Annotated in this window: 10 protein-coding genes and 1 riboswitch; all 10 genes read right to left on the bottom strand. The window is 56.4% G+C overall.

Features of this window, described 5'->3' with window-relative positions; translation table 11 throughout:
• A partial coding sequence (locus AC2VNM_RS10510) for an NAD-dependent epimerase/dehydratase family protein (protein ID WP_486913263.1) occupies window positions 1-118 on the bottom strand: 118 nt, incomplete at its 3' end.
• 66 nt (window positions 119-184) lie between these two features.
• Complete coding sequence (locus tag AC2VNM_RS10505) at window positions 185-1225, bottom strand: HlyD family secretion protein (protein WP_486913262.1); 1041 nt, start codon at window positions 1223-1225, stop codon at window positions 185-187.
• Window positions 1226-1302: 77 nt separating this feature from the next.
• On the bottom strand, window positions 1303-3510 hold the full coding sequence (locus tag AC2VNM_RS10500) for a TolC family protein (protein ID WP_486913261.1): 2208 nt from the start codon (window positions 3508-3510) through the stop codon (window positions 1303-1305).
• Window positions 3511-3635: 125 nt separating this feature from the next.
• The gene (locus AC2VNM_RS10495) at window positions 3636-4904 is read right to left on the bottom strand and encodes a glycosyltransferase family 2 protein (protein WP_486913260.1); all 1269 of its coding nucleotides are present in this window, start codon (window positions 4902-4904) and stop codon (window positions 3636-3638) included.
• A 59-nt stretch (window positions 4905-4963) separates the two neighbouring features.
• Complete coding sequence (locus tag AC2VNM_RS10490) at window positions 4964-6355, bottom strand: TackOD1 domain-containing metal-binding protein (protein WP_486913259.1); 1392 nt, start codon at window positions 6353-6355, stop codon at window positions 4964-4966.
• A gap of 135 nt (window positions 6356-6490) precedes the next feature.
• Window positions 6491-7351 (bottom strand): phosphoribulokinase, encoded by an 861-nt coding sequence (locus AC2VNM_RS10485; protein WP_483189723.1) that lies wholly within the window; start codon window positions 7349-7351, stop codon window positions 6491-6493.
• 91 nt (window positions 7352-7442) lie between these two features.
• Window positions 7443-8270: a methylenetetrahydrofolate reductase [NAD(P)H] gene (gene metF, locus AC2VNM_RS10480; RefSeq protein ID WP_483167349.1), complete on the bottom strand. Its 828-nt coding sequence runs from the start codon at window positions 8268-8270 to the stop codon at window positions 7443-7445.
• Window positions 8270-9676: an adenosylhomocysteinase gene (gene ahcY, locus AC2VNM_RS10475; RefSeq protein ID WP_486913258.1), complete on the bottom strand. Its 1407-nt coding sequence runs from the start codon at window positions 9674-9676 to the stop codon at window positions 8270-8272. The genes metF and ahcY overlap by 1 nt, the downstream gene beginning before the upstream one ends.
• A 17-nt stretch (window positions 9677-9693) precedes the next feature.
• Window positions 9694-9773: riboswitch (S-adenosyl-L-homocysteine riboswitch) on the bottom strand.
• A 9-nt stretch (window positions 9774-9782) separates the two neighbouring features.
• Window positions 9783-10952, bottom strand: a complete 1170-nt coding sequence (metK, locus tag AC2VNM_RS10470) for a methionine adenosyltransferase (RefSeq protein WP_486913257.1) — start codon at window positions 10950-10952, stop codon at window positions 9783-9785.
• A 112-nt stretch (window positions 10953-11064) separates the two neighbouring features.
• Entirely contained in the window at window positions 11065-11664 is a 600-nt protein-coding gene (locus tag AC2VNM_RS10465) for an outer membrane beta-barrel protein (RefSeq protein WP_483166372.1), read from the bottom strand.
• Window positions 11665-11675 lie beyond the last annotated feature (11 nt).

Genomic DNA, 11675 nt, shown 5'->3' with positions numbered 1-11675 from the left:
TGGAAAAATCGTCGAGAACTCGCACCGCGTAGCCTTCCGCCAGCATGTGGTCCACCGAATGAGAGCCGATAAAACCAGCACCACCAATCACCAGTATCAATTCTTTATTCTGTTGCATAGTCATCCTTATCGAATCTAAAGAGTGAATGTTTCCATTTGCTCCAGATTCCACAGTCTCCGCGAGTCATTCGTCGATTGCGCTGGCTATCGGTCGCAACCAGCCTGGCACAAAAACGATTTTTGCAGGCAGATAATAAATTTTGTAATTTAGAGGCAATGGCTCATTCGTGACAACATCCACAACTATAGCCTGCTCTCGAGATTCCAGTGGCGATACCCTGCCGGGCGGCAGCTTCATCGACTCATTCAACACGCGAGATATGTGTGCGGGAAAGTGCGCGCCATTGCCAAAAACCACTGTCACCGCTTTCCCTACTCGGCAGCGTCCGATGTATTGGGGGTTGACGTAAGCCTGGACCCAGGAAGATGCCTGATCACGCACGATCGCCACATCGGTTTGCGGGTCGACCTGTTGCAGTGGGCGGACAAATACCTGGGCAACAATTCCCCGCAAAGGCGCTGGCGCTGCAGCAATGGGAGTCGGCGCTGCAGCGGCATCCAGTTTGGCAAGAGCCTCTTGCTGTTGTCGTTCCGTGGCGGTGATATCCATACGTGCCCGCTCAAGTTGGATACGCGCTGAGAGCCACTGCTGCTGTGCGGTAGCCATATCCGCTGCAGTAGCGGCACCCTCTTGGAGCAACGCATGCATGACTTGCAGATGATTTTGCCGCAGCGCCAACTCCGCCTGAGCGAGACGCTCTATATGCCGGAGAGCAGCGACCTCTCCCTGCCACAAGCCGAGCAGCGCCGCACGCTGCCCAGAAGCGACGCTGGCGGTTGGCGCAGCGCCCTGGCTAGGCAAAAGGCGTACGCGAAGTAATGGCTCGCCGGTTTTCACCAACTGCCCGGCGGCAACGGTACTAACCACTTCCCCCTCCACCCCTGCCTTGATCACGACCTGATGCATGAGCACAAAGGCTGGAGCGCTAGGAAATATGAAGCCTACAAAAAATTCATAGGCCAGCCACGCGGGCAACGCGAGGATGATTGCCAATAACACATACCAGCGCCAAGGCGGAACAGGCCTTTTGCCGGGAGCATAGCGGGTCGGCAAACCGCCCGATGAATCGGGAGACACAGGAGGCCGATCAAAGTGGATTTTCATGCAGTCCCCTGTCAGGAACAGGTACGCCGCCAAGACAGGACCATTTTACTGCCACGAAGCATAGGTGGATAGCGAGGTCACTGAGGCGCACGAAGGTAATCCTCCCACGATTGAACCATGATCCCGGCAAAGCCTGGCGAGCCGGATAGCTGATCGCTAATGCTTCGCCAGCGCGACAAAGCGACGGACCGACCAAGGGATGCAACGCTCTCCTCATCAGACAAATGAGGCTCGATGCTTTGGGCAATAAAAACCGGTAGCCCATCGGCGTTAGGCAATATCCGACGAGTCAACTCGACAACCCGCTTAGGATTTGCCACATAGAGCATGACATCCAACACACTGGCACCGGCACCTCGCAACGCAGCGGCTAACTCTGGCTGGCTGAGATCACGCCAGTTGACGGTTACCGCTATTGGCAACGGACTAACATCCCGCACAGCAGCAATTGCTTTTTCCAGACCCTCTTCCCACGCCGCACGTTCTGACTCAGGCAGCTGACTTCGTTCCGCGTCAAATGCAATTCCATCAATTCCGGCATCAATCATTGGCGGCAACCAGCGTAGCACCGCTCGTCTACCCTGCGGGAACACCAATTGGGGGTAACCAAAAAGAGCGTATACCTGCAGCCCGCTCGCGTGCAGGTGAGAGACCAGTCTGCGAAGTCGATCAGCAGCCTCAGGGGAATCCAGAAAGCTGTCGAGAGTAGGTGCCTTGAAAGACAGCAGCACCACTCGGCTACTGTCGGGTAGCGCATTTGCCTGTGCTGGATCGGCCAGCCAGGCTTCTCCATTCCAAACATACCATCCCAAGGATGTCTGAAGGCGTCGTCCCTTGGCCGACGGTCCCAGTGCTGCCAGGGTAAAGCCAAACCAATTCTGACGGAACTGAGCTAGTTGCGTAGATACCCGCGGCAACGCAGGTGGGGGCAGCAAAGCGAGAGCAGGAGACCGAAGGCCTGCGTTTCGCGAAAGGACATGGGAGGCTGAGCTGATACGAGACGCGGATGCGTGGGAAGGCAAAGGTTTCGCCAACGTAGCACGACCACTGCTATCCGCTGCTGAATTCGGTTCACCGATGGGGAAGCTATCATCCACTGGCCGACGATATTCAGGTTCAGATGGACTTCTCATCGTTCTTGGTATAGCAGCGTCGAGCTGACCACTCACCACCGCCCAAGCAATCACACTCTGCGCCGCACGTTGTTGAGCACGTGTGTAGGCTATCGCCGCCTGATACAGGGCGTATCGAGCTTGGAGCTCTTTTTCCAGCACGTCACCACCTAGACTGGCGGCACGGCGTTTAGCAATCACCCATGCGGCATAGGCTCCGCCGAGCTGTCGCCACGACGCCACCAGGTCTTGGCGACTGATTTGCAATTGCGACTGAAGGTCACGAAGCTGACTCCCTGTCTCCTGACGCTGATTTTCCCAGTCCAAACGCGACTGCAACGCGGCCTCCTGCAAACGCTGACGTTCGGCCCGGCGCAACTTAGTGATCTGCAATGGGATAGAGGCCTGCACACCCACTCCTGCGGTCCACCCATTGGGCACACCGAAACCTGGATCATAACCAGTACTGAAATCCAAGCTGGCACTGATGCCAGTGAAGTTGGTCATCTGCGACTCCTTCTGGCGCGCCTGCATGGCCACTGCTGCAGCGCGGACTGCTGGCACCGAATCGATCATCGTGTCGGTTACGGGGACATATGGCGCACTCACGGGAGGCTCGACCGGGATATAATCACCGAGCTTGGAAGAGCTCAGGCGGCGCAGAGCAGACAGCGCTAGACTCTGCCCAGCCTGAGCCTTGGCCAAATCACGTCGCGCCAGATCAAACATCGATAGGAAATCCTCCTGATCTGACAAAAGTAGCAAATGGGCCTGCTCGCGGCGCTGCAACCAAAGGCTATCTGTTGAGTCGTTGCGTAAGAAAGTCTCGGCGAGCCGCTCCTCGAGTTTAGCAAAATACAATGTGCTATTGGCTTCCAGGACAAGGCGTTCGACGGTATGGCGAGTCTTTTCGCCCTGAACGCGTGCTTCCTCGACCCCAAGTTTCGATTTCAGAACAGCACGCTGCTGGCTTTGAGCGGACCCTAACAACGGCAGACTCAGACCGATGGTGCTGGTACCGGTAGAATAGCGCACTACCTGCTGAGAGGATATAACATCCTGTCGTACCGCCCAACCAACATGAGCAAACAGCCGCCAACCAGAATTTGCGGTTGCAGCTGCCAGATCGTCTTTCGCCTGCTCAACCCGACTATCGGCGATCTGATTAGCCAATGCTGAGCTGCACGCCTCCTCCAACACAGAGGAAAGCGTTTGCCCCAATGCCGGCGTGATTCCAAACAGGAGACACAGGAGCAACGTGCTGCTTCTCGTGCACCGGGGCATGACTTCACCACCCATCAGAATTTTGATTTACGCAGCACCCACCATGGTGCCATGGAGGATTCCAGATGCGTTTTCCACAACATTTCCTGCAGGATTGCCAACGACGAATTTACGCGCACAAAAAACGCGAACAAAGGATAAAATGGAAGCAGGATAGCGTACGACAAATCATCTTTCCAACGTTCCGATACCAACAGCATGTAAAGACCATATAAAAAGCTCAGAACCAGAAAATAAATGAAGTACACAAACCCAAGAATACCCAATACCGGCCCAGGCGGATAGCTGACAAAAAGAAAAATCGTATACAATACGATAATAAACGGAAGCAGCAATTGTTGAATCAAACCACTGTAGATAGTAAATAAAAAGTTTTTCCAGCCAAGCACGCTAGGCCGGAAATTTTTTCCATACTTGCGAATATACAAATAGTAAAGATCCCCGTCCCAACGCCAGCGCTGCCTGAAAAACGCTGTAAAACTCTCCGGGACGTCCGTGTGACCGACGACGTGGGGATCGAAGATGATTCGCAATCCCGGGTGGCGACCAAAAAATTGCTTCATCCGCAGCGTCAGGTCTAGATCCTCCGCCGTACCCGTATCCCAGCCACCAATGTGACGGAGAAAGGAAGCACGGAAGACACCAAACGCTCCCGAGATGTTATTGACCATATTGAACTCCGACAGCCCCGTTCTGCCAGCGCTGATAGAGAGCAGATACTCCATCGCCTGGAACCGCGTAGCCAGACTCCGTGCGCCGTTACGCACCCGTAAATTGCCTGCAACACCAATGACATTGAAATCCACGAAATGGGCTACCGCACGCCGGACCATATCGTTGTCGAAGGAAGTATCCCCGTCGAGGGCCATCACAACCGTACCATGCGCGAAGGCAAGACCCGTATTGAGCGAGGATACGCGACCACCACGTTGCCACTTAGGCACTACCTGAATCTGGCGGTCTGCGCGTCCGGAAAGCTGCCGCTGCGCTTGCCGGGCGGCGCGCAGCGTCGCGGCATTTTGAATTGCACCATCCACCATCGGAATAATTTCTATAGTCCCAGCATAGTCCTGTTCAACAAGGGAGCGAATGGTTTTTTTCACCTCTTCGCCCTCGGAATAGCAGGTGATCAGACAACTGACACGCGGGAAAAACCCTTTTGGGGAGTTCACACCGATACGTCGACGTAATCCCCATCGCAGTATTCCCAAAAAAACGAGAAGCTGTAAGGGGAATTCAAGTAGCAAGGCAAATGGAAAAAACTTGGCCGCAACCAGCAGCATCGAACTTCTGGAACTGGCGTACCAGATATGGAGAAATGTCCACCATGCTTCGCTCCACATTATTGGTCTCTCTCACGCGGGATTTCCAATTTAGCCATCAAACTGCCCGCATCATCGCTCGCCGCGATGTCTTCAGGGCATTGCAACAGCGAATACTGCATCTGTAGTGGTGGCGAGGTGACATTCAACATCGATTGAACTACGCTTTGCACTCGCTCTACATATCCTTTGGCCGAAGACTCTGGAAGAAAAATCCAGAATACCTCGTCGCTGGTACGCGTAACCAGATCGGACTCGCGCAACAATTCGGCTAGGCGCCGACCGAGTTCATCGAGAATCATCTGCGTCTGAGGAGAACCCATTTCATTCTCGACTGCAGCAACATTCTCAACTTTCATGCTTACCAACCCAAAACCAAAAGTCGTATGGCGCCGCTGTACTGCCAAGGCCCACGAGATGACGCGACGAAAATAATTGGGCACGATAAAAGCGGGAACATCCAGCACTGCAACATTGTCATCAAGTTGCCCCATACGAAGAGCGCTACGTCCCTGAGGTGCTAATGTATAGGTAAAGACCTCTCGTTTTTCTAGCTCCTCAGGCTGGTTTTTGCTGTTGCACTGTAAACAGCGAGCGATGACATCGGGATCCACAAAATTATAGCGACAGGTGTTACAGTGGTATTGGTCCAAGGGGCGGTCATAGTCTACCCCTATGTGGCGCAGTCGGGTGGAACAATTTGGACAAACCAGCCCATCAGCGGTCATAAAGTCCATTTGCGGCGCAACATTCCCGCAAATAAAACAATGAATCAAGGAAGCCTTTGCAATATCAATGCTGCCACAATGGGGACAGACATCAATAAAATTGTGTTGTGCCGATCCACATCTCGGGCAGTGGTGAGTCCGGTCGCATAATTCTTTCGCCATCAGCAACCTGCGACGGGTCAAGCCCTCAATCAGGATAAAGGAAGCCGCTGCAGAGCTCCCTGATAAACTCTCTACCAGCGGATAACGCCACAGAGACGGGCTGAGACGATCAAGGATTGGCTTCAACACAGTTTCTGTTTGGCGACAATACAAGTACGCCAGCAATTTTTCATCGCTCTGTGCCTTGGCCGGATTAAGACGTAAGGTAGAGAACTGCTCCTGCAAAGCAAGCGCAGAACGCAGGGTATCTTCGCCAACAACGGCCACACCATCACCCACTGCGTCGAGCGTGGGGGTTATTTGAGACGCCATCGTAAACCAGACTGGCGACATCCAGAATGCCGAACGACGAACTTGATGGATATACTGCTCCGCCAGCTCGGGCGGTAGTTCGTCGAATAAGAATCCCGCCGCAGACGAGTCCGGATTCGCCAACACACTCTCAACATCATCAACGAGCACCCAAGACTTCGACGGTAAAACCTGAACCTTCTCAGACACCAGATAGATGACTTGCTGCAACCTCATGCCTCCAAGAGAATACCAAACTTTGGCATCCAAAACTGGCAGCTACCACGAAACAACACAAAACACTTTGACTGCCAAAAAGGGCGAGGACATAGCCTCGGCTCCCTTGACCCAACTCCCCCTTGGAACTCAGCGCTCCGACAACATCCGCTCAATGCGCGGACCAAGAATCAGCTCCATGGCATAGCCCATTTTGACGCCGGGCACGACGATGGTGTTTTTCCGTGACATGAAACTGCCAGGAATCATCTGCAGCAAATACGGGAAGTTCTCTTCCTTGTGGTCGCTGAAGCGGATCACCACCATGCTCTCATCGGGAGTAGGAATATCGCGAGCGATGAAAGGATTGGAAGTATCCACCAAGGGTACCCGCTGAAAGTTGATATGCGTGCGACTAAACTGCGGGGTGATGTGGTGGATGTAATCGGGCATGCGCCGCAGGATGGTGTCGACAATGGCCTCGGCGGAATAACCGCGCTGGGCATTGTCACGATGGATCTTCTGGATCCACTCCAGATTGACCACCGGCACCACACCGACGAGCAGATCGACATAGTTGGCCACATCGTGCTCTTCGGTTTTCACGCCGCCGTGCAGCCCCTCATAAAAGAGCAGGTCGGTGCCGGACGGAATGTCCTGCCAGGGCGTGAAGGTACCCGGGGCACTGCCGCGCAGCTCGGCCTCGGCATCATCATGCACGTAATAGCGCATCTTGCCGGTGCCGGTCTCGCCATATTGGCGGAAGAGCGCCTCCAAGGAGCCAAAATCGTTCCCCTCGGGTCCGAAATGGCTGATGGTCTTGCCTTCGGCAGCGGCCTTGGCAATCGCTTCGCGCATTTCGACACGATTATAGCGGTGGAAGCTATCGCCTTCGATCACCACCGGATTGACATCCAGGCGGTGGAAGATATCGTGAAAGGCATGTTTGACGGTCGTAGTACCCGCGCCCGAGGACCCGGTCACCGCAATGACAGGATGTTTTTTCGACATGGAACTGCTCCTTGATAGGCAAAGAAAAGGGGGTAGCACGCAGCGAGCGCGGCAAATTAGCTATGAGTGTATATCAGCGCAGCGGAATCGCTCAAATATTCAGACGTTGCGCGATGGCGAGCGTAGCCTCTGCCTGGTTCAGGGTGTAAAAATGCAATCCTGGTGCCCCTTCTCGCAGCAGGAGATCGCACTGGCGCGCGACCACATCGGCAGCCACTTCGCGCTGCGCCTCCGGTTCATCGGCGTGGGCTTCCAGCAGCAGGCGCAAGTAGCGCGGAATCTCTGCCCCACACTGGGCAGAAAAACGAGCAATTTGCTCAAAATTATGGATGGGCATCACCCCGACCAGAATCGGCACCGTCACCCCGCGCCGCTCCAGCTGGTCACGGAGCTGCAGATAGGCATCGGGGTTGTAAAAATACTGGGTGATGAGCGCGTCCACCCCAGCTTCGGTCTTGGCGACAAGATAATCTAGATCCGCACGCGCATGCTGCGCCTGTGGATGGACCTCGGGATAGGCCGAAGCGAAAATCTCGAAGCCACCGAAGTCGCGGATGAAAGCGACCAGATCGCTGGCATGACGGAAGAACCCCGGATTTTCCATACCTTCCGGCAGGTCACCGCGCAGGGCGACAATCCGGCGCACCCCCCAGTCCCGATAGCGCTGCAGGAGCTCCCGAATCCCCGCCTCGGTAGAACCGATGCAGGTGAGATGCGGCACTGCCTCATAGCCATCCTGTTGCTGAATCAGGCGCACCGTGGCCAGGGTACGCTCCTGAGTGGATCCGCCCGCGCCATAGGTAACCGAGGCATAGGCTGGGCGCAAGGCAGCCAGGGCGGCCATGCTCTCGCGCAAACGCTCTTCGCCCGCCGAATTCTTCGGTGGAAAAAACTCCACCGAGATTTCCGGCGTCTTCATCAGTAGCGGTAGGCGTCGTTCTTGAACGGGCCGTCCACCGGCACGCCCAAGTAGTTCGCCTGCTCTGTGGTCAACTGCGTAATCACCCCGGCAAAGCCCTCGACCATGTAGCGTGCCACTTCCTCGTCGAGCTGCTTGGGCAGCACATTCACCCGAATCGCCTTGGCCTTTTCCGCAGCCGACAGCTTGGCGAAGCCCGCCTGATAGAGGTGGATCTGCGCCAGGACTTGGTTGGCAAAGGAACCGTCCATGATGCGACTGGGGTGACCCGTGGCGTTACCCAGATTCACCAGACGACCCTCGGAGAGAAGAATCAGGTAGTCATGACTGTCAGGGTTGGCCTTGCTGCCACTCGCGGCGTCACGATAGATCTTGTGCACCTGCGGTTTCACTTCTTCCCAGGCCCAGGTCTTGCGCATGTAGGCGGTATCAATCTCATTGTCGAAATGGCCAATGTTGCAGACCACCGCACCATTCTTCAGTGCCGCCAGCATGCGACTATTGCAGACGTTGAAGTTGCCAGTAGCGGTAACCAGCAGGTCGGTCTGCGCGAGTAGATCTCGATTGATGCAGGCGTCCGAACCGTCATCCACTCCATCCCGATAGGGGGAAACCACTTCGTAGCCATCCATGCATGCCTGCATGGCGCAGATCGGATCGACTTCCGTAACCCGCACGATCATTCCTTCCTGGCGCAAGGAAGCAGCGGAACCCTTGCCAACATCACCATAGCCCAGCACCAGGGCGCGCTTGCCGGACAACAAGTGATCCGTAGCACGCTTGATGGCGTCATTCAGCGAGTGACGACAGCCATATTTGTTGTCATTCTTGCTTTTGGTTACGGAATCGTTGACGTTGATGGCCGGGATCTTGAGGCTGCCCTCTTTGAGCATTTCCCAGAGGCGATGGACGCCGGTGGTGGTCTCTTCCGAGACGCCGTGGATTTCGTCCAATAGTTCCGGATGCTTTTCGTGCAGGAGGCCGGTCAGGTCACCGCCATCGTCGAGGATCATGTTCGGCTTCCAGCCCCCCGGGCCGGTGATGGTCTGCTCCACACACCACCAGTATTCTTCTTCGGTCTCGCCCTTCCAGGCAAAAACCGGGATCCCCGCCGCGGCAATGGCCGCCGCCGCCTGATCCTGGGTAGAGAAGATGTTACAGGAAGACCAGCGCACCTCCGCCCCCAGAGCCACCAGGGTCTCGATGAGGACGGCAGTCTGGATGGTCATGTGGATACAGCCGGCAATGCGCGCGCCCTTGAGGGGCTGTTCGGCGCGATATTTCTCGCGGATCCGCAGTAAAGCCGGCATTTCCGTCTCAGCAATGCGGATTTCCTGGCGACCCCAGTCGGCCAGGGACAGATCAGCAACTTTATAATCAGCTTGGTCTTGCAACACGGCATTCATCGGGGTTTATCTCCTTTGAAAGACGAGCGCGGTTGAAGCGAAGACCCGCACCGAGCCTGACCGCCGGACCACGACGGCTGCAGCGCCCCTCGGTACAGGTAAAAAATCAGTTCAGACCGGCCGCGGCACGCAAAGCCGCGGCACGATCGGTGCGCTCCCAGGTAAACTCCGGCTCCTCGCGGCCAAAGTGCCCATACGCGGCGGTCTTGCTGTAGATCGGCCGCAATAGGTCGAGCATCTGGATGATGCCCTTGGGACGCAGGTCGAAATACTCGCGCACGAGGGCAGCAATGCGATCGTCGTCAATGACGCCGGTACCAAAGGTATCGACCATCAGACTGACCGGCTGGGAGATGCCGATGGCATAGGCTACCTGTACCTCGCAACGCTTGGCCAATCCCGCGGCAACGATGTTTTTGGCGACGTAGCGACCGGCATAGGAGGAGGAACGATCGACCTTGGAGGGATCCTTGCCCGAGAAGGCGCCACCGCCGTGACTCCCCTGCCCGCCGTAGGTATCGACGATAATCTTGCGGCCGGTCAGACCGCAGTCACCCACGGGTCCGCCAATCACGAAGCGGCCGGTGGGATTGATGAAATACTGGGTGCCCTTGTGCAACATTTCTGGCGGCAGGACGGGCTTGATAATTTCCTCGCGCACCGCTTCCACCAGATCGCTGTGTGTCACATCCGGGCTGTGCTGCGTGGAGAGAACCACCGCGTCGATGGCCACCGGGCGGCCATTCTCATAGCGCACCGTCACCTGGCTCTTGGCGTCGGGGCGCAACCAGGGCAAGCGACCATCCTTGCGCACCAAGGCCTGCCGTTCGGTCAGGCGGTGGGCGAAGTAGATCGGCGTGGGCATCAGCACGTCGGTTTCGTCGCAGGCAAAGCCAAACATCAGCCCCTGGTCGCCCGCCCCCTGATCCAAATCCAGGCCGGCACCCTCGTCGACACCCTGAGCAATATCGGGCGACTGCTTGTCGAGAGTCTGTACAACGGCGCAGGAGGCCCAGTCAAAACCCATCTCGGAGGAATCGTAGCCAATCCGGCGCACCGTCTGCCGCGCCACGTCGGCGTAGTCTACCTGCGCCGTGGTGGTGATCTCACCGGCAAGGACAATCAAACCGGTGGTGATCAGCGTTTCAGCAGCGACTCGCCCCCGCGGGTCCTGCGCCAGGATCGCATCGAGAATGGCGTCGGATATCTGATCTGCAACTTTATCGGGATGGCCTTCGGATACGGACTCAGAGGTGAAGAGATGGGTTTTGGACATGCGGACGGTTCCTCGGCTGCAGGCGATGTCAATCGCAGAAAAGTGAGGCAAATATAGCAGAGGGTCCGACCACAAGAAACTGAAAGGCGCTCATTGCAAGCGCGAAAAACCCTCAAGATCCCGATTGCGTCGGTGCGATAATGGGGAAGGCGCGCTTGCCCTCACTGCCACCCCAGAAGTAGGAAATGCCACCCGTCACCTGGACATTGTTCAGGGCACCCCCCTGCGCGCGCGGGGTGTCGAAGAGGATTTGATCCTGCACGCCAAGGCGCAGGCCGAAATGGTCACCCAAGCGCTGCTCGTAGCCGAGACCAAAGATCCCCATCGGCGAGGTCCCCCGACCAGCCTGCTGGCTGAAGACGTCGCTCGAAGCACCGATCCCCAAGGAAAGATACGGAGAGGAATCCCCAGAAAAGACATAGTAGTTACCAAGGATGGAACCACTGTACTGATTGGCATTGCTTTTGTTCTGATCTTGCAGTCGCGCAAAGGCCGACGCCACCTGCGCCTCAATACCCAGATGCCGCCCCAAACGCTGCCCGACACGCAGACCTACCGTGCCTCCGCCATCCAAATGGCTACCCGACCCAAAGAACGTATCGCCACCAAACAGGTTGACATAGGGCTGATCCGGGGCAGCCATTGCCGCGGCCGGCAGCACTGCCAGCCCAGCAAACAGCAATCCAGGGAAAAGCCCCAAAACTCGCATCATTCGCACCCGAT

The organism is Acidithiobacillus sp. TH-A67, assembly GCF_057473545.1.
The sequence above is the reverse complement of the archived record's forward strand: the minus strand, read 5'-3'. Positions and strand labels throughout refer to the sequence as shown.

Coding starts and splice junctions, on each gene's coding strand:
- AC2VNM_RS10505 (WP_486913262.1), bottom strand. CDS start 1,225: ATGAAAATCCACTTTGATCGGCCTCCTGTGTCTCCCGATTCATCGGGC.
- AC2VNM_RS10495 (WP_486913260.1), bottom strand. CDS start 4,904: ATGCTGCTGGTTGCGGCCAAGTTTTTTCCATTTGCCTTGCTACTTGAA.
- AC2VNM_RS10485 (WP_483189723.1), bottom strand. CDS start 7,351: ATGTCGAAAAAACATCCTGTCATTGCGGTGACCGGGTCCTCGGGCGCG.
- metF (WP_483167349.1), bottom strand. CDS start 8,270: ATGAAGACGCCGGAAATCTCGGTGGAGTTTTTTCCACCGAAGAATTCG.
- ahcY (WP_486913258.1), bottom strand. CDS start 9,676: ATGAATGCCGTGTTGCAAGACCAAGCTGATTATAAAGTTGCTGATCTG.
- metK (WP_486913257.1), bottom strand. CDS start 10,952: ATGTCCAAAACCCATCTCTTCACCTCTGAGTCCGTATCCGAAGGCCAT.
- AC2VNM_RS10465 (WP_483166372.1), bottom strand. CDS start 11,664: ATGATGCGAGTTTTGGGGCTTTTCCCTGGATTGCTGTTTGCTGGGCTG.